We start from the raw sequence: 19548 nt of genomic DNA on the forward strand, positions 1-19548 counted from the left end.
ACTTTCAGAATTAAACTGATTCATTTTCTATAAATTATATTTTTATGATATTTATTCTCAAAATTCATTCAAATATTGAAAAAATATAAAAATCAATCTACATTAATACAGAAAATTTTTTCAAGCTGGATAAAAATATGGAATTGGATCGTTACGACAAACAAATTTTAGAAATTTTAACTCATGAAGACATCAATCTAAATGAATTGTCAGAACGTATTAACCTATCTGTAAGTTCTGTTCATCGTCGTATCAAACACTTGATCGAAACCGATATCATGACCAATCTAAAGCGTGATATTAATTTTGAAAAGTTAGGCTTTAAATTACATGTCATTTTACAAATTTCCCTAAGTAAACATGACACAGATACCTTTGCTAAATTTTTAGAAGAACTCGAAAACATCCCTGAAGTGATTAACGCCTTTTTAGTGACTGGGCAAACCGCCGATTTCCTTGTCGAAGTGATCGCAAAAGATATGGAGAATTACAGTGAAATTTTACTCAAGCGAATTGGTAAAATTGAGCATGTGGTTGCACTACATTCAAGCTTCGTGATTAAAGAATATAAACATGTGTTTAATTGTACTGGCCTACTCAATCGAATTTAAATTTTGTATTGAACCAGTTTAGCTTTTGCATGGTGCATCCAACCAAATTAAAACCAATAAAGTAAAGCTACTCTCATTGGTCTTAAACATTTATTTTATGATGTTTTAGAAAGGTAGAATTTAGAATCAAAGATATCACATTGTATTTGAATGGATCTTTTTATGAGATTTTATTTAGCTGAAGAATATCAACCCCAATGTAATGCACGGTTTGCGTATTATAAAACTCAAATCAATGCACTTTTAATCAATGCAAAAATTGAGCACATTGGTGCCTCTTCGATTCCCAATGCAATCTCTAAAGGAGATTTAGACGTTTATATTGCAGTGGATCAATCTGAATTTAATGATGCAATTCAAAAACTTTATCGATTAAATTTTCAAGAGAAATTAGAAACACTGAGAACAGATCAATTGTGTATGTTGGAATCGCTCAATGGTGATGATGTCGTCTTTCAACTTGTTGTTAATGGTTCTGAATTTGAGTCATTTATTAAATTTAGAGATACACTCAGGCAGTCCTCTAAACTGGTGCAAACTTACAATGATCTAAAAAAGCGTTGTGAAAATTTAGATATGATCGATTACCGGATTGAAAAAAATAAATTTATTTCCTCTGTTTTAAATCAGCAATAAATTTTCTCTCAATAAAAACGCACCCCAAGGTGCGTTTTATCTACTTAAATCAGACTTAACTGTCTAATTCAGCCAATACTTCATCTGTGAATTCAACGTTGGTATATACGTTTTGAACATCATCAAGATCTTCAAACATATCAATCATTTTAACAATGAGTTTTGCTTGATCCACATCAGCGATCAATGCTTTTGTAGATGGACTCATAACCACTTCTGCATTATCTGATTTTAACCCAGCAGCAGTTAATGCATCTTGTACATCACCAAAACTTTCAGGTGTAGTGATTACTAAGATTTCATCTTCGTTCACTTCGATATCTTCAGCTCCAGCTTCCAAAGCCACATCCATGATTTTGTCTTCTAAAGAAACATCTTCAAAAGTAATCTCACCACGTTTGGTAAACAAATATGCCACTGAGCCTGCTGTACCTAAGTTACCATTGGTTTTAGAAAAACAATGACGAACATCAGGCACAGTACGATTAAGGTTATCTGTCATGGTTTCTACAATCACCGCAACACCACCAACACCATAACCTTCATAAGTGACTTCTTTTAAGTCATCGTTGTCTTCACCACCAGCACCACGTTGAATAGCACGGTTGATCGTGTCGCGTGTCATATTCACTGAAAGTGCTTTTTCGACAACAGCACGTAGACGAGGGTTACTTCCCACATCAGGACCGCCAAGTCTTGCTGCTGTGGTTAATTCACGAATATATTTGGTAAAAACTTTACCACGACTTGCATCTTGTTTTGCTTTGCGATGCTTAATATTGGCCCACTTGGAATGACCCGCCATGCGAAATATGCTCCTGTAGATTGGCTTTATGCCATATCAAATTGCGACAATTCTACCATAAGCACTTTTTTATGAGAAAGTGCTTATTTTTTAGATTTAATGCAAATTAAGAATTTTTTGCCTCAGGAATCATAATATCGAGTCCTGTATGTTCTTTATATAGACGTTTAATTTCTGCTAAGTCTTGATCTAGATCTGTTGGGTAAATCTTTCCAAAGATTCCACCTTGTTTTGTTTTTGAGTTTGCATACATCAAAACAATAGGAACACCAGCTGCTTTTGCGATATGCCAAAAACCAGTCCGAATCGGTTTACGAGCTTGCCCACGTTCTGCACGAGTCGCTTCTGGCGCAATCACCAAATTAAATTCGTCATTACTCTGAAATAGATCAACCATTTGTGAAACGACGTCTTTGTTTGACTTACGATCTACAGGAATGCCACCAATTTTTTCTAAAAATGGTTTCAATGGACCTTTAAATAATTCTTTTTTAATTAAAGTATGGATTTTAAGGTCATGAATTTGAAAAATTGCCAATGACAATACTGCATCCATCATGGAGGTATGTTCAAAACCGATGATCACTTGTTTTTTTTCTAATACACTTTGATTAACTTCATAGGACCAACCTGAGAGCTTAAAAGTAAGTTCTCCCAACAACTTTTTCATAACTACCTAACATAATAAAATCAGAATTTGCGAATTGTCCAAGTAAAAGCTTAAAAAGACAATCTCTATTGTGCTTATTTTTTACATTTATATATTTATTTTTGTCATTTTAAACACTTGTTTTGCACACAAAAATAGTCAGTTAAAAATGTAAAATTGTTAAACGCCTTACAGTACATTTAACTCAATTCAAATTCTAAATTAACAATAAAAAATAAATAAATTTAATTTGTATAAAAATTTAATTGATTTTTTCTATCTTGATTAAATCATTTCAACTCCTCTAATCCTAATTACACCCCCAGACGGAAGAGTTTTCAGGTAAAATAATTGCAAAATTTTTATGCTCCTTTTTCGCATAATTGCCTTATTTTTTATTTTGATTTACAGGTGAAAAGCATTTAAATTTATTTAGAAAAGCGATAAAAATAACTCCTTATTAATCATGCTCGATATTCACAATTTTAAATGTATCATCTTATACCGCAATCATCTAAGCAATATTGATGAAGATGGGAATCTTAAACCACGTAAAAATATTTTACTCTAAAAGAATTACAAGTCACCTTAAATAGATATACTTATTTAAATACATCTTAAGCATACCAATAAATGAGTACCTATGAATAATTTACTGCATATCTATGCATTTTGTGTAATCTTACTTTTTCTTAAAATGCTTGCAATCTCTTGTTATCAAGGATTTCACCGTATTAAGAATAAAGCGTTTAAAAATACCGAAGACGCTAATTTTGTCAGTGTAAAAGTTAGGCCAGAAGACTTGCCGCTGGTAGTTAGAGCGAGTCAAGCTTGGGCAAATGATTTAGAAAATATTCCCGTGTTTTGGGTGCTTGGAGCGCTTTGTATTGCATTAAACCTAAACAGTGATTTTATTGTCTGGGTATTTTGTATTTTTACGATTGCAAGATTCACACATACAGTCACCTATCTCAGTGCAATTCAACCATGGCGCAGTATTTCTTATGCTGTTGGAATAATCTGCCTCATTCTTTTGGCAATTAAAATCGTGATGAGATGTATCGGATTTTAAATAAATGCAAATCAATAGGCATTTATTTATCATTTTCTATTTTAGTTTAAGTTGTATTTTAGATCTTGAAAAATAATAAAATTTATATCGACAATTAATTAAAAAGATTTCATGAATAATAATTAAATTTAGATTTTCTAATTTATCCTGTAATTTTTTTAATATAATTAAGAGTAAAGTAAATTTATCAAAAAGTAAAACTATGTCACTATTTTGTAATACTTTATTTATATAAAAAATATACCTACAAATACATTGTTTTTAAACAACTCTATGATTTTATGTTTTTTATAATACTTTTCAACCATTATTTATTAGCTTTTAAGTCTTAATGCTATTTCTAAATTAGAGTTTTTACTCTACTTATTGGTTGTTTTATGTAATTTTAATAGTCTCATTTGTCAAGAAGACAGTGATTGTATTTAAAAAGGATGAATTCAAGTGAAAACAAAAAAGATCTTTCAAAAAGTCATAGTTACAACCTCACTATTTTGTATTGCGGGAATCAGCCAAGCTGAAGATTTTAAACGCTTCTCGGTTTCTTCAGGTTGGTTGCATATGTCATCAATGGGGAAAGCACAACCTTTTAGAATCAATACTTCTGTAGGTGATGGTACTAAAGCTTCCGTAGGTGTAATTTCAGGGAAAACCATTTTAGATAATGTTGATCAATCTCGCATTGATGCGATGGACCCCAACCTAATTAGCTTACTCAATGCACCCAGTAATGAAGAAGGACGCTATTTATTTGATGACCTGCTAGATGTAATCATGGCAGAAGATCCAACCTTAATAGACCAATTAACAGGAATTGCTGAAATCGATGGAATTGCCCACTGGTCAGCAGATGCTGGTTTGGAAGTTGAAGATGTAGACACGCTAGGTATGATGTTTACTTATAATGTCACAGACAATGTTGCCGTTCAATTGATTGCTGGGATTCCCCCAAAAGTTGACTTAAAAGGTAAAGGAACTGTCTATGCACCTTTTTCAGCGACTTCACAACCACTTCAGGGCCTAGTGGGCGATTTATATTTAAAAAACAATCTTTTAATTACAGACTTGGATAGTTATGACACTGCCGCATCTGCTAGAGCTTGGACGCCTGCAATACAAGCACAGTACTATTTTGGTAAATCTGGTGTCAATAAGTTCAGACCATTTGTAGGTGCTGGTTTAATGTATGCCTACTTCAACGATATCGAAATCAATTCAGGAATTGAAAATGATTTGATACGTGCTGGACATATGATTCAAAATATTCATGATGGTAAAGCTGGGGCTTCTTTGGAGGGAAAACCATCGAGCGGCAATATGAAAGTTAAAGTAGATGCTACTGATACCATTGCGCCCATTGTTACAGCTGGTTTTACCTATGACTTTAAACAAAACTGGTTTGCAACTGCCTCTATTTCTTATGCGAAGTTAGACAATACGGCAACCATTACTGTCCTTAATACCAATAACAATGCCAAGCTTATTCAGGCTAAAACTAAAATTGAGATCGATCCACTGATCACTTACCTTGGTGTAGGTTATCGTTTCTAAGCCTATCTGTTAGAACTTGAAGCCATTACAGCAACTTAAAATACTGTAATGGCTTCATTTATAATTAATTTCAAAAATTACCATGTATAAAATTTAATTCATTAAGTAATTATTTTGACTGTCTTGTAGCCTTTTCATTTCAGACCAAGACTCACCCAAATATTTCATATAAGGTAAATATTCAAATCACATTTCAATAGGAAAGTATCAAATGACTTCTATCAATGTTGAAAGTATTAAGAATCATGCCGATGTTATTGCATCTTGTGGAACCAAAGTTGGTGAGGTAGATCACCTTGTTGGTGCAGAGCAAATCAAGCTAACCAAACATGGAGATGGACATCATCATCTTATACCAACATCTTGGGTTGGTGAGATAAAAGGCGAAAAAGTTATCTTAACTAAAGATTCTCAAGAGGTTAAAGACACTTGGCTAGAAGTATAGATTTGGCCGATTACAACTGAGTTATATTCAATTTTATATGTGTTTCATTGTACAGTAGATTGACACTTATTTGATATAAAACGCTCAATGAATTTCATCGAGCGTTTTATATTTGATTAAACCTTATTTTTAAGACTTTCGTGTCCTCATCCAATCTCAATTGGCGCTGTCTTTCATCTTCATTGATAAGGTCAAGCCGGTTCTCCAAGTATTGAATTTCCTATTGATATTTTGCAAAAATGCAAAAAACATAAAGTTTAGAGCTGAACCTAAAACAATTTTATCTACTTGACCTGTGAATTTCTGATAGATCGCCATGCCGAGCGCACAAAAGGTTAAAACCATAAACATAGAGAAGCTAAATTTTAAAAAATTATCAAAGCTTTTTCCTTTAAACATAATCAAGAATACATATCATTATCATTTTTTAGCTTGTTATAGGAGATAGAAACAAATTTTCAAGTGATCCGTATTAATTTTGAACTAATAACGAGCAGCTATTTTTCTGACTTAGAATCTTCTTCAATCATTGTATTTAGATCCGCATGCAGGTCTAAGTATTTACTTTTACATCTGTCTAAGTCAATTATACTTAATATTTGCCCTGTTTACATTTTGATATATTTTCCATTCTAGAAATTATGAGTAGCAATTGATAATGACTAACGGCTTAATATTTAAAAAAAATACCCATAAATAATCCTATATAAGTTTTAAAAAACATCTTTATAACTCTATTATTTAATTTTTCAAAGTTAGCAGTTTATCTAACAAATAAAAAAATCCACCGAAGTGGATTTAAGCAGTTAAGAGTGGCGGGATTTTCTCCCACCTCCATCCTGCTTATTTACGGTCGCCCAAGCAATACGTTCCGCATCTTCATCCGAACGACCTTGTTTTTTCTCACTTTCATAAATATGTTGGGCTTGTCTTTTCTGCTTTGCAGTATATGCAGATTTATCTCCTACAGGCATAATCACTTCTCCATATAACGATAAATAATAGATATAAACATAGTTTTTATAGCATGGATTATTTTATTCGCTGTTTAGTGTTGTAAGTACTTGTGAATTTAAGTCGTGCTTATTTATTTTTAATCAATATAGAATATCAATTAATACTATGTTTTTTATTTTTAAAATAACTAGCCCTTATTTTAAAGTATCATTTCATTCAATACTTAAAATTTCATTCAATCCACACTGCTCACTTTTTAACAACATTTATTCACACAGTAGTACTGAGATTAGTCCACCATATAAATTAATCACTTGATAAATCTTAGAGGTTAATATGCAACATGATAACAACCCATCAACCGCTCAAGAAAGGTCAGAAAAAGCACAAGAAAAGCGTAGGATCCCTAAATATATTTTACTCTTGGTGGGTCTATTTTTGCTTGCGATTGCGATCTATATGCTTGCGAGTTGGCAAGGCTAAGTTAGCGTAATTTTTAGCTATTTTTATAAGCTTAGCATTTTAGAAGTGCTTAAATTAAACTAAGAAAAGCAAGGTGTTTCCTTGCTTTTCTAATAGTGAATTAATTGAAATACTATTAAAATAAAAAATCTTTAATTAAGATGCTAATCACAATTTCAATACCACCCTTTTTAAAACGTTCTATTTTTGAATGTATAACCCATGATTGATTTTGATTTAAGAAACTTTAAATTGGAGTAATTTATAAAAGCTTCGTTTGCTGTAGCAACTGTAGACTTTTCCTCTCGATATTTATAAGTTTTATAGTTGGTATTCACACCTACAACAAAGCCAATCAACTCATTGACTCGATAAATCGTATAACTAGGCTCCGATTGATCAATAAATGTCTTTGTCAGCTTTACTCTTGGTGTTGACCTATATAGAATCACTAGCTGTCGCAATGCTAAATACTATATCAAGCTATTCTCTACAGTCTAATTGTAAAAAAAACTTGATAAACTCTAAAATCTTAGATAGTATTGCTGACGTTCCAAGTAGTTGATAATTAATCAATTCACTTGATAAAGGGCCTGTAGCTCAGTTGGTTAGAGCAGCGGACTCATAATCCGTTGGTCCCGTGTTCGAGTCACGGTGGGCCCACCAAATTCAACCTCGTAACTCTTTGAGTTATGAGGTTTTTTAATGTCTGCTATTTTTAGACCATCGGATTTTCCGGTCTATTTTGTGGTCCATCCGTTCGATAGTCCGTTGGTCTATATCCCTCACGTAAATCCATCTCTCAATTAACGTTTCCTAGCACTTCGGCTTTCCACTCGATCTACGACGAAGATGAATCTTCTATGATCTAGACCATCGAGGCGTAAAGCGTGTGGAAAACGATTAGGCTTGGGGGAATTTGGACTTTCTGCTGTTTGCCCTTTTTCTCCTATCTGCATAGGGGAGTTCTGATTGAGGTATGGGGAGTTTTCTAATTATAAATTGTTTGATGTTGTATTTCGTGAATACCGATAATGAGATAGTTACCACTTTTCCATAAAATTCAATTAAAATAATAGATTAATTTAATCATCTAATTAATTCGTTATGTCCAAATTAAACGTAGATCAAAAAACTATTTATGAACTTTTTTCAGGTAAGCATGCCGATTTTTTAATTCCAGATTATCAACGTCCATATGCGTGGGATGAAGAACAATGCCAAACGCTTTGGGACGATATTTTTACGTTTGCTTTCCCTGAGAACAATGTAGACCAATTTGATGATAAAAAAGATGAGTATTTTTTAGGCTCAGTAGTTACATATAAAAATGATAGAGATCAATCAGAAGTTATTGATGGTCAACAGAGACTTACTACACTTTTACTTTTATTAAGAGCATTTTTTGATAAATTCTCAAAAATGAAAGATCAGAATTCACAACTTACTAAAAAACGAATAGAAAGTTGTATTTGGAAAACGGATGCTTTTGGTGAAGCAGTTAAATCAGAATTAAAAATTGATTCTGAGGTTGCATCTGATGATGATAAAGATGAGTTTCTAGAATTGCTAAAGACAGGTAATATAAAAATAAATAGCAAAAGCAAATATGTAAGCAACTATTTGTTTTTCTGTAAAAAAATTGATGATTTTTTACAGGAATTTCCAAGCTATTTTCCTTACTTACCAGCCAGAATATTAGGTAACTGTATTTTATTACCTATCGAAGCTGATTCACAGGATACCGCACTAAGAATTTTTTCCACATTAAATGATAGGGGTTTACCACTATCTGATGCTGATATATTTAAGGCCCAATTCTACAAATTTTATGGAAAGATTGGAAAGAAAGCAGAGTTTATAAAAAACTGGAAAGAAATAGAAGAAATTTCGAATAGAGTTTTCACATCGAGTACATCGGGCGCACCAATGGATGAGCTTTTTACACGATATATGTATTTTTTAAGAGCAAAAGAAGGTATCAAAAGTTCAACAACAGAAGCTCTTAGGAAATTTTATGAAAAAAATAAGTACCAATATTTAAATTCAGAAAAAACTATTAAAGATTTATATGAACTAGCTGTTTTTTGGGAAAGCATTAAAATCCAAGATGAAAATAAATTTACAACTCCTGTTTTAAAAAAGCTATTTGTCTTACACTATGCTCCTAATGGAATGTGGCAAAATATTACTTCAGCATATTTTCTACAAAATAAAGATGAAAATGGTTTATTGAATGAAAATAATTTTATTAATTTCTTAAACAAAATTACAGCTTTTATTTATACTTATGCTCTTACAAATCCTGGTGTAAATGCTTTAAGAACGCCTGTATATGATGAGATGATCAATATTGTAAATAATAAAGAGATAACTTTCTCAAAATATAAATTTAATGAAAGTAACACTAGAACACTTTTTAAAACATATACATTCACTAATCAGCGAAGTATTACTCGCTCAATAATTACATGGTATGCGTTTAATCTCAAGGATCAATCTATATTGAACTTAACTGAAGTTTTTCATTTGGAACATATTTTTTCTAAAAAAAGATATCAAATGGAAAAAGGTTTAGAAAATATAGATAATTTAGAATCTCTTGGAAATAAAATATTATTGGAAGAAAGTATTAATATAAAAGCTTCTGATTATCGCTTCGAGGATAAAAAGAAAATTTATAGTGGTACGCAACGTAGAGGGAAAAATCAATATCCAAGCCAAATTTCTGAAATAGGGGAATTAATTTATTTGAATGAATTCACCGAGAAGACAATCGAACAACGAAGCGATAAAATTTTAGAAGCATTCTTTGATTTTCTACGTATAGAAGACTTATTATTAGATTAATAATTAGGCAATAAAATGAAAGTCTATGTTTCTGCTATAGGCTTTCATAATCATGTTAATTAAACTATGAAATATATTTAATTCTTTAAAAACATTATTACTCCTAAGGGGCTTTGTTGCACAAAGGTTTGAAAGATAGAGCTACCCTAGAAGATCCAAATTTAAGATACAACTTGGGTATGAGGGCGACCTAATTCCGTAAATCTGTTGAGGACTGCTACACGTGCATGAATTTCATTGACTTGGCTTTGAAAGTTTCTTGCACTGAGTTTATCGCCTAATAACTTTATGCAATGAATCTTGGTTTCGACTAAATTTCGGCGATGATAGTCTGACCATTTTTTCCATAGTGTCCTGCCTAAACGTTTAGGTGGAATCACTGCATGCGCTTGCCGATCTGCAATGACCTGACGGCATTTCTTGGTGTCATAAGCAACATCGGTATAAACGGAGTCAATCTGCTAATCTTGTGGAATCTGATCCAGTAAATCACCAAGTACTTCTGAATCACTCACATTATTGGTTGTGAGCTGAATAGCGCGTATTTGCAAGGTTTTAGCATCTATACCAATATGTAATTTACGCCATTGGCGACGATATTCAGGCTGATGTTTCTTTCGTTTCCATTCGCCTTCACCTAAAAACTTCAGACCAGTTGAGTCTTCGAGTAAATGAAGCCCATCACTGTTTTTCTGATAACTAATTGCAATATCAATATGCTTCTGTCTTCTACAAAGCGTCGTGAAGTCTGGTGCTGTCCAATCTAATCCGCAAAGTTTATTAAGCTTTGAACAAAGCCAGTATCCATGCGTAGAGTGAGTCTAAATAGAGATTTGATCATCAAACAGCATTGAATTGCTATGTCGGAATAGGTTTGACTTCGACCTTGTTTACCACTTGTTAGTGCATACCATTGTGTTTTTGGATCGAACCAAATGGCAATATTTCCACGATTAATGAGAGCTCGGTTATATGCGGGCCAATTGGTTGTGCGGTAGATTTTGTGTGTAGGCTTCTTCATTTGAAAATTATATTGCTGAAGAAGCCCTTAAAAGCCTACTATAAGTATTTTTTAGGTACTCGAGTAATATCTCTCTGCTCCTCGAAGTAAATGTAGCGTTCTATCGTAATTGCCTGTTTCATATTTCAGTTGTCGAAGAAAATAGGAATAACCCACAGCAGCTATTTCTCTTTCTCCAGCAGAAATTTTTCGAGCCCAAGTTCGACAAGCTCTCACAAATTCAGGATATGGACATCCTACAAGATAAGTTTCTAGGTTACCCCAATTTTCCGCTTGCTCAGGTGTAGGCCATTCATTTTGAGATCTAAGTGGCCCTTCAGGGTGGAAAAATATTGAAAACTCTAAAGTAATTGGGTCTAATGTAGATGGTCCTTCTGCAGTATCTCCATAATCAATAAGATTAGGTGTGCCATCTTCCGAAACTAAAATATTTAACCCATGGAGATCTCCATGAGCTGTACCCCATCTAACCTGAATTCTTTTTTCTTCAAATTCTTTTACCCATTCTAGATTATGAGTATTAATGATTTCTTCTGTTTTTTGATCACTAAGTACACGTCTCCTAATATCAGAAATATATTTGCGTTCTTGTGACTCTACGTACCAATTGATCATTAAGTTTTCTAAGGTGTTAATAACCTCAGTAGCTTTATTAGTTATTATTTCAGTCGAAAATGCATTGTAGCTAAAACCTTCAGCTAATCCATAAAAAACACCAGCCTGTTTTTTTGCACCATGTTCTAATAAAGCTAATTTACGAGGCGTTGCTTCGGGTTTCAATCTTGAAATATATTTTGTATATCTACTATCTTCATCTCTTATTGATTCAATAGTACCTATTTTACAAACTGAATCATGAATTAAGCTACCATTTTCAGCAGTAATGATTATCCTGAAGACCCGAACTCCAGATAGTCCGCCTCCTATGCTTGTTAAAGAACATAATAGTCCATTCACACGCCTAGTAAATATTCTAATTATTCGATCTTCTTCAACAGATAAAACTATTCCATTCCTTTGTAATTCAATTTCATTTAGAGCTTTAATATTATCTGTATATGGCTTGAGCTTAATTGGAAAATTATCTAATTTATGCTTCTGATGAAAAGCGACTAATTGAATTTCGCAATTACTTCCCCAAACATTACTTTTTTCACTCATTTCTAACATCGATTCAATAAAATCTTCAGCAGATGAACCAGTTAATACTATTATAGGGGTCCCAGAAGCTTCCACACGAGCATTCCTCAAAACTGAATGTCCATGATTTGGGGATTCATCTAGTGAGTTATCATCTGTAGGAATACTTAAATCCAAAATGATGAGGTCAAAGTAATTGTTTTTAATTTCCTGCATTGCACTTGTAAGGTGTTTACAAATGGTTAGAGAGCAATCTTTGGCTTCGGTATTAATAATTGAAGATATTTCTTCAATGTATTCGTTACTATCTTCAACGACTAAGATGTTCAAAGTACTTTACTCCAGCGTATTTCATATTTGACACCTCTTTCTAATTGAGATTCTATTGTCACATTACCCCCCAATGTGTCTAATGCTTGTCTAGCAATTGATAACCCAAAGCCTATGTGTCCAGACTTTGTGCTTTTACCAATTTCAAAAATATTTATAGATGAGGCAGACAAACCTATTCCTTCATCTAAAACAGATATCCAATATTCAGAATCAGTTTCACCCCAAGCAACAACAATTGGGGGCATATCTCTCTGATTAAGTCCCTCAATACTTTTTGTGGCTTCGATTGCATTCCTAATACCATTACAGAGTGCAAGCCGTATTAAATGTCTACTGCTATTAATTATGAATGGTCTGGGACCAACTTTCGAAAACTCAGATAAAAAATTAGAACTTTCAAAACTAATAATTTCCTCTATTAATTCACTTAAATCAAATTGATCATGCTTTGATGGATTAGTCGCTTTACGTAGTTGTTCAATTGCATCAAAAATAGCTTGTAAATTTTGAATATGATATTTTGTCCGCGATTCATTGTAACTCTCTATATCCTTAGAAGCAGAGAGTGATACTAGCCCTAATTTAGAACCAATTTCATGCAGTAATAATCCTGACACCCATTCAATAGCCTGAGCTTTGGCGTGTGCAAATAATTTTTCATTAGAAATATCAGTATCAGAATATATAGGATCTGGATTCTCAGGGTCATTATCTTCACTAATTTTCAAAATTAAAGCTTCTAATCGACTTAATACATAAGTATCAGTTTCATTGTGTTTTGCGACTTGTATTGTTCTTAAGTCTTGATTATCGACTAAATTTATTAAAGCATGAGCAGCTTTAAATCGATCATGAGACGAACTCGATGACAATAGTTCTAAAGCTAAAGATTTATTCATAATGGGAATTGACTATAAAAATCTGATCTCTTAGCAAATGCTTGAGTCCCACCTTCCATGACTGTAGAAATAGATTCAACAACTTGCTCATGATTTAATTTTCCAATAGTGTCTACATATCCTTTTTTACCATCTGATGCTAAATGGATGACATTATCTGCATTCCCAAGTACAGGAATATTAGGATTATGTGTAGAAAATAGAATTTGACTCGTTGAATCTCTTGATAAAATAGCTTGAATCAAAGTGTTAGCAATAAAAGCATTATCAATATGATCTTCTGGTTGATCAACGATCACTATTCTTTCTTTATGTGACAATACGATAGGAAGGACTACAGTACATCTTTGACCTGTAGAAAGCATTGAAATATCTTTGTAATTACAGCCATCCAATAGGGCCATCGATACCTCATCCTCAATATCTAAAGTTCCTAAAGTACTTAAATCAATCGCTCTTAAATGACTAAGAATTCTTGATACACGATCTGCACTTATACTCGAAATCGAAGAAATAAGATTTACATCGAAATTTTCTACAGCTTCAAGAAGAATTCTCGGGCTAACTGTGCTCGCTAAAATTGGAACTAAATCACCATACCTTAATCCACTTCCTCGAAGTAGATCCGCTAAAAGTGAACTGTATTGATTTTGCTGACCATTTCGTTTAATGCCTAACCGAATCGTCGGTGCTAGAGAGGTATTAAGTTGTTGTATTACACCGTATCTCTCAGAAAAACGCGCATATCTCAATTTTTCAAGGCATTCTAATTCTTCACTTCTTTTCTCAAGTATTCTGGTTAAAACAATTTTTCTATTGGAGTGGTGATTCATAGTCGAATCACGACGAGCTTTTTTCTCCCTTAATTCTTGACCTTTACGCATGACATTACCAGCTCCCTCTTGTAGGGATTCTATTTGAACTCTTAATTCTCTTGCTTCTGCTTCGTCTTGAAGTTTCTTAGCTTCAAGACTTTTTTTATTTGATTCTAAAGAATGCCAAACTTGCGCAATTAAATCATGAGCTCCTTGTAATGAGTTCCTTGCAGTTGTGATCTCTTGCAAATAGCTGTTCAAAATGTTTGAAGCATCATTTTGTGAATTTATTGGGTATTCAAATGCAGTTTTAATTTTTTCATACCATGAGTAAACTTCTGTTTGTGCCCTCGTAACAACGGCTTGATTACTAGCTGCAGAAGAGATATTTTCAGACAACTTTTGCAGGGCTATAGCTTTAGCTTGAATTATTTGAGAACCTTGAGAAACAGTCGTTTCTTCATCAATTACATTTTTTAATTCAGATTCAACATTAGCAGAGGATAAAAGTGAACTTTCCATCTCTTCAATTTCTTTTCTAATACTCGCGGCTTCGGTTGTGAGTGAAACGATGTTAGCAATTAGTTTTTGCTCTTCTGTATCATTAGTTAGCTGTATAGGAATAAAACTATCTATTAATTGAAGACGACCTGATGCTTCAAGTCCAATAGTTTCAATTTCAGTTTGTGAGAAAATAATGGGTTTATTATAAATTCCGCTACTTCTTGGGATGGCATCTGAGGCAGTTCTACTGATCATTATTTGTTGACCATTAGTAGACAAAGTTAAATTCACCTGTCCTGAACCCAGAATAGAAAGAGCATGTTCTCGACTTTTTTTTGCAGAATCTTGTACAGAACCTTTTACATCTAAACAAAATCGAATAAGTTCAATTAAAGAAGTTTTGCCTGTTCCTCTTGCACCAATAATTACATTTAATCCTGTAGTTAAATTGACATCAAGGCCATTTAAAAAGCCTTCTTCTATTTGTAAACGTTCAATGTACATTAATGACCCTCTTTTAAATTTTGGATATATCTAATTAATATTTAATAAAAAAATCTATTACAATTGTACTCATCAAATAATATTAAATCCAACAGTTTTTCAAAAAAGGTAAGGCCATATGAGTCTTAAACAATAAGTGACTATTCCTTGATTTTATTTACTAAAAAATGAATTATAGTCTCCCCGTCATAATCCGTTGGCCTAAATTACATCATGTAATCAATTTACATCCATGCATCGCTTTCTAGCTCTTTGACTTTCCACTCGATCTACGATGAAGATGAATCTTCTTTGATCTAGACCATCGAGACGTAAAGCGAGTGGAAAACGAAAAGGCTTGGGGGAATTTGGACTTTCTGTTATTTGACCTTTTTCCCTTATTGGTATAGGGGTATGAGGATTTGCCTATGGGGAGTTTTCTATAAATTACTTTGCTATATATTGCATAAATTTTAACTTTCAATATTATTAATGGCTTAATAACTAAATTGAAGGAAAAGAATATGCCGTCTCCAAAAGATACTAAAGGCCCAGTTGTAAAAACAGGCCCTACTGCTGGTGAGAATCGTACACGTAATGATAATGGTGAATGGCGTAAAAAACGTTCTGATGCAGGAAAACCGCGTAGTAAGTAATAGCGAATTTAACTGATTTTCAAACACATATTATTTTCATGGTCTTTAACCATTAAAGGAGTGACCATGAAAAAACACTATCCAAAACTCGAATCTGTCTCTAAAGTCATCGAGACTCTTCCACATCCCCAATGTAAATCTATAGCCAAAGCGATTCGGGTCTGTAATGATAAAAAGACAGACCTACCAACAAAACTTTGTGCTGTTGCTCTTGTGTTTATTTGAATGGGGAAATCGATGATTATCTTGCAACAATGGTTGACTGAGCAGCGTCAGGCAAAAAACCTCAGTTTGGAACAATTGGCAGATCGGTTAAATAAACCATTTTCCTATGTTCAGGATGTAGAAAGCGGAAAATATCAGTTGGATGTTGTGGAGTATTTATTCTACTGTAAAGCTTTAGATATTAACGCGAATCAAGGTCTTGAACTCATTCAATCAAACCTTACCTCAATCTAGGTCATCTGATTAAGACGCTCAGTCTTGAGACTCTAAGAGCATCTGTTCAATCAAAAGCAATCCATCTTGTGGATTTACACCTAGCTTACGGCAATACCAAACATATTCAACCACGTCTAAACGTCGTTCACCTTGTTCAACTTTCTGAACAAACGAGTGTGGTTTATCCATGCGTTCTGCTAATGCGCGCATAGAAAATTTTTGGTCCTGTCGTGCTTGCTTCAACCAGTTCGTCAAAGCCTTCACTTCATTTGTATAGATGCTTGTTGTCATGGACATATTATCGACACATTGCCTCAATGTACCCAAAACAGGTACAATGTGTTGATTTGAACTCGTAAGTTGAGCTTAAGCTATTACTTTATAATCATATTTAAAGGAAATTGTATGGGGTTTTCTAACCTAGTCAGCTCCGCTTTAACAGCGGTAGCAACGTTATCAGGTGATCCTGATATACAACGTGCAGCAAACTCTGCCAATGATCTAGTTGTGTCATATCAAACGCAGCAACAGCAAGCAATGGCTGAACGTATATTGAAATCTCCTGATGGGATTATTCCTGTCACAGAAAAAGGAGTCACCGTTTGGCGAGCATTGCAATATAACGAGAATGGAGAAGTTGTTGGCTTTTCTGACTTTAATAGCAAAGAGGAATATTTATTGTTAAAGCAACAAGAGCTCAAAGCTCAGCAATTGAGACAGCAACAACTTCAAGCTGAACAAGCGAAAGCTCAACCTAAGTATGCTACCCCACAAACCAAGAAACAAGGTGACGTATCCATCTCCGATATTGACGCCTATGGACAAACACTGGGCGGTTTAGAACGTGCTGTCATGGCTTGCTCAAAATATCGTGAAAATACGCCCCCTTGGAATGACTGTATTTATCGTCAAGTGAATTAATTAAATCGTGAGATCATTTATGAAAAATTTCAAACTTTTATTTTGCTTTTTAGCTGGTCTTGCTTTTTCAAATGCTGTTTTAGCTAAGACAGAACAAGTCACCCTTAAAAAGAACATCGTTTTTAGTGGTGAAGCGATCATTATCCCAACGACTAAAGGTGAAGTTGTTTTAAATGCAGCATTGCTATCCAACAGCGTAGCAAAGCAACTAAAACCTTTTAAAAAGGGACAATGTTTGCAAGTTCAATCCAAAAATGGATTTTTCAAAGATACCAATGATGGACAATACATTCAAAGCATTCAGCCATGTGTGAAAAAGTAAGAATTAACTATAGGATTCTTTTATGAAAAAAATACTGTTTGTATCATTATTGGCTGTTACTGGATTTGCACATGCAGCACCGAATATATGGCAATCTGGCTATGCTCAAGGTTTTTCTGAATATTCAATTCAAGATGGTAAAGGCAATACACTTTGGGTAACGTGCAATGAAGAGGCAGGAGATATGTTTGATCACTCTGTACGCTTCCAAACACCGAAGAATAGCTATGCAAACTCTGATTCCAAATATCCTTTAACTTTCTTATTGGATGGAAAAAGCAAAGTAGCTGCATCTGCTTCTACTAAGTGGCGTAATGGTGCAAATGCTTGGTATGAGCTTTCACAAGGAATTTCTAAAGCCAAAAGAATTGATGTGTACCTAAACAATAAAAAGGTCACAACATTTACCCCCAATCAACAAAGCATCAAATCAGTAGCGAAACATATCGCTGCATGCGAAGCAATGTTCTAACCCACAATCTTAAATTTAGGTCCCGATGTGCTCTTGCAGTACATCGGGATTTTTTATGCTTAAAGGAAGCCATTATGCAACCAAGAATTTTTGACAAAATGAACCAGACTCTCATTAAAACATGGAGTTGTAATAAGTTATCGGACAGAGCTAAAGGTCAGCTTAAATATCAACTCTGGCAAGATAATGACGATCAAAGCTTTGGTATCGCTCTAAGTGAAAATGAATCATCTGGTGGATTCAGCACAGAATTGATCAAAGTTGAGCAGATCATTTTAACCTTACAGAAGCTTTATCAATCAGCAAAGCCATTCCATGCTGTTGCATTCAAAGAATTATTCGTAGGTAAGTCAGTCAACAATGCAAGTTTTCTAGGAGCTGCCTTAGTTGATCAAGGCGTAATCCGACTACATCCACAAACTGCACGCTTACTTGAAGTTAACGATGAATATGAACTTTGGCCACTTTCATTTGATGATGTAGTGCAACAAAGTTCATCACTATCTGAATCTTCTAGTGATATTAAACCTGTAAGTGCAAAACGTGGTCCAAAACCGAAGAATCAACAATCAACTCAGGATGATGACTCAGATGTCTTAGCCAATGTGGGGGATGAAAATGCAGTACATCAAGAGCCAATCTGACTTACAGCAAGTATCAGATGATTCAATTCGAGCAAGTATTTCACTGCACATGCAGACACTTGAACATCAGTATGATGAACCTTATCAAGCCACCCTGCATGGGTGGTTTGTTATTTGTGAAGATGACAATGATTTAACTGAGCCTTTTCCTCAGCTCAGTTTCAGCTTATCTGAAAAGCTGTCATTAGGCGAAGTTGAATTTGTTGAGAAAAAGCATGATTGGTATGAGGTGTATATCATGCTGAACGACAATGAAGGCATTTTGATCTATGTACCGACTGAGATTTTAGAGCGCCATAAAATCAATCAAATCTAAACCTCTTCACAGACCACCACCCACACAATTTTCTATTAATTTTTATGTGAGACGTATTTATGACAAGGCAACGACTATTCGCTTTGGGTCAAGTTGTGTCTACGCCCAATGCTTTGGCTTTTGCAGAGAAACATCATACTGATTTACTCCAATTACTTTATCGTCATCAAACGGGTGATTGGGGCGATTTAGAAGATGAAGACAAAGAATCAAATGAGGAAGCATTAATTAATGACAATCGAATCTTCTCTAGTTATTCAGTAGCAGAAGATAAAATTTGGATCATAACAGAAGCAGATCGTTCTTTTACGACATTGTTGATGCCAAGTGATTACTGACCTAACCGTAAAATAGACCCCAAGACCGTTCTGGCCTTGGGGTGATTTTTTATCGTTTTAAGTGAAACAACCAATGATGCTCTACTCAAATAACCTGTCGGACGTTCTACTAGTCCTCGGGACTGTAGTTAGGATTTATTACAGTATGAAAACCTATTCGATTAACTGGCGATCTACATATTAAGAGCTTAAATTTACTTTGCTCTAA

Annotated in this window: 22 protein-coding genes, 1 tRNA gene and 1 pseudogene; 16 read left to right on the top strand and 8 right to left on the bottom strand. The window is 33.9% G+C overall.

Annotated elements, in window-relative coordinates:
* The first annotated feature begins 137 nt into the window (after positions 1-137).
* Positions 138-611, top strand: coding sequence for an Lrp/AsnC family transcriptional regulator (locus ACG9ZL_RS05020; protein ID WP_336953058.1), 474 nt, complete (start codon positions 138-140; stop codon positions 609-611).
* A 162-nt stretch (positions 612-773) separates the two neighbouring features.
* Positions 774-1247 (top strand): GrpB family protein, encoded by a 474-nt coding sequence (locus ACG9ZL_RS05025; RefSeq protein ID WP_419359281.1) that lies wholly within the window; start codon positions 774-776, stop codon positions 1245-1247.
* 55 nt (positions 1248-1302) lie between these two features.
* Here the strand turns inward: ACG9ZL_RS05025 and ACG9ZL_RS05030 are convergent, their stop codons facing one another.
* Complete coding sequence (locus ACG9ZL_RS05030; RefSeq protein ID WP_004821088.1) at positions 1303-2052, bottom strand: YebC/PmpR family DNA-binding transcriptional regulator; 750 nt, start codon at positions 2050-2052, stop codon at positions 1303-1305.
* Positions 2053-2158: 106 nt separating this feature from the next.
* The gene (locus tag ACG9ZL_RS05035; RefSeq protein WP_336953062.1) at positions 2159-2722 is read right to left on the bottom strand and encodes a 1-acyl-sn-glycerol-3-phosphate acyltransferase; all 564 of its coding nucleotides are present in this window, start codon (positions 2720-2722) and stop codon (positions 2159-2161) included.
* Between the two features lie 622 nt (positions 2723-3344).
* On the opposite strand from ACG9ZL_RS05035, the gene ACG9ZL_RS05040 reads away from it, so the two are divergent.
* From ACG9ZL_RS05040 to ACG9ZL_RS05050, 3 genes are all read left to right on the top strand, one after another.
* Positions 3345-3773, top strand: coding sequence for an MAPEG family protein (locus ACG9ZL_RS05040; protein WP_419359284.1), 429 nt, complete (start codon positions 3345-3347; stop codon positions 3771-3773).
* Between the two features lie 441 nt (positions 3774-4214).
* A complete protein-coding gene (locus ACG9ZL_RS05045) occupies positions 4215-5321 on the top strand; it encodes an OmpW/AlkL family protein (RefSeq protein ID WP_419327406.1) in 1107 nt (368 codons plus the stop codon).
* A 211-nt stretch (positions 5322-5532) separates the two neighbouring features.
* Positions 5533-5766, top strand: a complete 234-nt coding sequence (locus ACG9ZL_RS05050) for a DUF2171 domain-containing protein (RefSeq protein ID WP_336953068.1) — start codon at positions 5533-5535, stop codon at positions 5764-5766.
* Positions 5767-6572: 806 nt separating this feature from the next.
* Here the strand turns inward: ACG9ZL_RS05050 and ACG9ZL_RS05055 are convergent.
* Positions 6573-6740 (bottom strand): hypothetical protein, encoded by a 168-nt coding sequence (locus ACG9ZL_RS05055; RefSeq protein WP_336953070.1) that lies wholly within the window; start codon positions 6738-6740, stop codon positions 6573-6575.
* 319 nt (positions 6741-7059) lie between these two features.
* Between ACG9ZL_RS05055 and ACG9ZL_RS05060 the strand changes: the two genes are divergently transcribed.
* From ACG9ZL_RS05060 to ACG9ZL_RS05075, 3 genes are all read left to right on the top strand, one after another.
* Entirely contained in the window at positions 7060-7206 is a 147-nt protein-coding gene (locus tag ACG9ZL_RS05060; RefSeq protein ID WP_336953072.1) for a hypothetical protein, read from the top strand.
* A gap of 568 nt (positions 7207-7774) precedes the next feature.
* Positions 7775-7851: transfer RNA gene (locus tag ACG9ZL_RS05070), tRNA-Ile, on the top strand.
* Between the two features lie 441 nt (positions 7852-8292).
* Complete coding sequence (locus ACG9ZL_RS05075) at positions 8293-10035, top strand: DUF262 domain-containing protein (protein ID WP_419334033.1); 1743 nt, start codon at positions 8293-8295, stop codon at positions 10033-10035.
* A 161-nt stretch (positions 10036-10196) separates the two neighbouring features.
* On the opposite strand, the pseudogene ACG9ZL_RS05080 reads toward ACG9ZL_RS05075, so the two are convergent.
* The 4 genes and pseudogenes from ACG9ZL_RS05080 to ACG9ZL_RS05095 all read right to left on the bottom strand — a co-directional run bounded on the left by ACG9ZL_RS05080 (position 10197) and on the right by ACG9ZL_RS05095 (position 15251).
* Positions 10197-11056 (bottom strand): annotated as a pseudogene (locus ACG9ZL_RS05080) (IS5 family transposase).
* Between the two features lie 51 nt (positions 11057-11107).
* Positions 11108-12526: a response regulator gene (locus ACG9ZL_RS05085; protein WP_419334030.1), complete on the bottom strand. Its 1419-nt coding sequence runs from the start codon at positions 12524-12526 to the stop codon at positions 11108-11110.
* Positions 12523-13428, bottom strand: a complete 906-nt coding sequence (locus ACG9ZL_RS05090) for a sensor histidine kinase (protein WP_419334028.1) — start codon at positions 13426-13428, stop codon at positions 12523-12525. Before ACG9ZL_RS05090 ends, ACG9ZL_RS05085 begins: the two co-directional genes overlap by 4 nt.
* On the bottom strand, positions 13425-15251 hold the full coding sequence (locus ACG9ZL_RS05095; RefSeq protein ID WP_419334026.1) for a hypothetical protein: 1827 nt from the start codon (positions 15249-15251) through the stop codon (positions 13425-13427). Before ACG9ZL_RS05095 ends, ACG9ZL_RS05090 begins: the two co-directional genes overlap by 4 nt.
* 503 nt (positions 15252-15754) lie before the next feature.
* Between ACG9ZL_RS05095 and ACG9ZL_RS05100 the strand changes: the two genes are divergently transcribed.
* On the top strand, positions 15755-15886 hold the full coding sequence (locus ACG9ZL_RS05100; protein ID WP_264757692.1) for a hypothetical protein: 132 nt from the start codon (positions 15755-15757) through the stop codon (positions 15884-15886).
* A 237-nt stretch (positions 15887-16123) separates the two neighbouring features.
* Positions 16124-16345 carry a helix-turn-helix domain-containing protein gene (locus ACG9ZL_RS05105; RefSeq protein WP_419334023.1) on the top strand — a complete coding sequence of 74 codons (222 nt, stop codon included), beginning with the start codon at positions 16124-16126 and terminating at the stop codon, positions 16343-16345.
* An 18-nt stretch (positions 16346-16363) separates the two neighbouring features.
* On the opposite strand, the gene ACG9ZL_RS05110 is transcribed toward ACG9ZL_RS05105, so the two are convergent.
* A complete protein-coding gene (locus tag ACG9ZL_RS05110; protein ID WP_032011982.1) occupies positions 16364-16618 on the bottom strand; it encodes a helix-turn-helix domain-containing protein in 255 nt (84 codons plus the stop codon).
* 114 nt (positions 16619-16732) lie between these two features.
* Here ACG9ZL_RS05110 and ACG9ZL_RS05115 point away from each other — a divergent pair, with 114 nt between their 5' ends.
* The 6 genes from ACG9ZL_RS05115 to ACG9ZL_RS05140 all read left to right on the top strand — a co-directional run bounded on the left by ACG9ZL_RS05115 (position 16733) and on the right by ACG9ZL_RS05140 (position 19340).
* The gene (locus tag ACG9ZL_RS05115) at positions 16733-17248 is read left to right on the top strand and encodes a hypothetical protein (RefSeq protein ID WP_419334022.1); all 516 of its coding nucleotides are present in this window, start codon (positions 16733-16735) and stop codon (positions 17246-17248) included.
* 19 nt (positions 17249-17267) lie between these two features.
* Complete coding sequence (locus ACG9ZL_RS05120; RefSeq protein ID WP_419334020.1) at positions 17268-17570, top strand: hypothetical protein; 303 nt, start codon at positions 17268-17270, stop codon at positions 17568-17570.
* 22 nt (positions 17571-17592) lie between these two features.
* The gene (locus ACG9ZL_RS05125; protein ID WP_419334019.1) at positions 17593-18042 is read left to right on the top strand and encodes a YfjT/YkfB family phage-associated protein; all 450 of its coding nucleotides are present in this window, start codon (positions 17593-17595) and stop codon (positions 18040-18042) included.
* Positions 18043-18116: 74 nt separating this feature from the next.
* Positions 18117-18686, top strand: coding sequence for a hypothetical protein (locus ACG9ZL_RS05130; protein WP_419334018.1), 570 nt, complete (start codon positions 18117-18119; stop codon positions 18684-18686).
* Complete coding sequence (locus ACG9ZL_RS05135; RefSeq protein ID WP_419334015.1) at positions 18661-19002, top strand: hypothetical protein; 342 nt, start codon at positions 18661-18663, stop codon at positions 19000-19002. The genes ACG9ZL_RS05130 and ACG9ZL_RS05135 overlap by 26 nt, the downstream gene beginning before the upstream one ends.
* Positions 19003-19061: 59 nt before the next feature.
* Entirely contained in the window at positions 19062-19340 is a 279-nt protein-coding gene (locus tag ACG9ZL_RS05140) for a hypothetical protein (protein WP_296283099.1), read from the top strand.
* Positions 19341-19548 lie beyond the last annotated feature (208 nt).

It is taken from the genome of Acinetobacter legionensis, from assembly GCF_048551735.1.
Taxonomy (GTDB): Bacteria; Pseudomonadota; Gammaproteobacteria; order Pseudomonadales; family Moraxellaceae; genus Acinetobacter.

Bases quoted from the DNA above. Each gene is read 5' to 3' on its own strand.
- ACG9ZL_RS05125 (WP_419334019.1), top strand. From the start codon at position 17,593: ATGAAAAAAATACTGTTTGTATCATTATTGGCTGTTACTGGATTTGCA.
- ACG9ZL_RS05050 (WP_336953068.1), top strand. From the start codon at position 5,533: ATGACTTCTATCAATGTTGAAAGTATTAAGAATCATGCCGATGTTATT.
- ACG9ZL_RS05110 (WP_032011982.1), bottom strand. From the start codon at position 16,618: ATGACAACAAGCATCTATACAAATGAAGTGAAGGCTTTGACGAACTGG.
- ACG9ZL_RS05130 (WP_419334018.1), top strand. From the start codon at position 18,117: ATGCAACCAAGAATTTTTGACAAAATGAACCAGACTCTCATTAAAACA.
- ACG9ZL_RS05055 (WP_336953070.1), bottom strand. From the start codon at position 6,740: ATGCCTGTAGGAGATAAATCTGCATATACTGCAAAGCAGAAAAGACAA.
- ACG9ZL_RS05120 (WP_419334020.1), top strand. From the start codon at position 17,268: ATGAAAAATTTCAAACTTTTATTTTGCTTTTTAGCTGGTCTTGCTTTT.
- ACG9ZL_RS05105 (WP_419334023.1), top strand. From the start codon at position 16,124: ATGATTATCTTGCAACAATGGTTGACTGAGCAGCGTCAGGCAAAAAAC.
- ACG9ZL_RS05060 (WP_336953072.1), top strand. From the start codon at position 7,060: ATGCAACATGATAACAACCCATCAACCGCTCAAGAAAGGTCAGAAAAA.
- ACG9ZL_RS05095 (WP_419334026.1), bottom strand. From the start codon at position 15,251: ATGTACATTGAACGTTTACAAATAGAAGAAGGCTTTTTAAATGGCCTT.
- ACG9ZL_RS05025 (WP_419359281.1), top strand. From the start codon at position 774: ATGAGATTTTATTTAGCTGAAGAATATCAACCCCAATGTAATGCACGG.
- ACG9ZL_RS05115 (WP_419334022.1), top strand. From the start codon at position 16,733: ATGGGGTTTTCTAACCTAGTCAGCTCCGCTTTAACAGCGGTAGCAACG.
- ACG9ZL_RS05140 (WP_296283099.1), top strand. From the start codon at position 19,062: ATGACAAGGCAACGACTATTCGCTTTGGGTCAAGTTGTGTCTACGCCC.
- ACG9ZL_RS05100 (WP_264757692.1), top strand. From the start codon at position 15,755: ATGCCGTCTCCAAAAGATACTAAAGGCCCAGTTGTAAAAACAGGCCCT.
- ACG9ZL_RS05040 (WP_419359284.1), top strand. From the start codon at position 3,345: ATGAATAATTTACTGCATATCTATGCATTTTGTGTAATCTTACTTTTT.
- ACG9ZL_RS05035 (WP_336953062.1), bottom strand. From the start codon at position 2,722: ATGAAAAAGTTGTTGGGAGAACTTACTTTTAAGCTCTCAGGTTGGTCC.
- ACG9ZL_RS05030 (WP_004821088.1), bottom strand. From the start codon at position 2,052: ATGGCGGGTCATTCCAAGTGGGCCAATATTAAGCATCGCAAAGCAAAA.
- ACG9ZL_RS05135 (WP_419334015.1), top strand. From the start codon at position 18,661: ATGCAGTACATCAAGAGCCAATCTGACTTACAGCAAGTATCAGATGAT.
- ACG9ZL_RS05075 (WP_419334033.1), top strand. From the start codon at position 8,293: ATGTCCAAATTAAACGTAGATCAAAAAACTATTTATGAACTTTTTTCA.
- ACG9ZL_RS05090 (WP_419334028.1), bottom strand. From the start codon at position 13,428: ATGAATAAATCTTTAGCTTTAGAACTATTGTCATCGAGTTCGTCTCAT.
- ACG9ZL_RS05020 (WP_336953058.1), top strand. From the start codon at position 138: ATGGAATTGGATCGTTACGACAAACAAATTTTAGAAATTTTAACTCAT.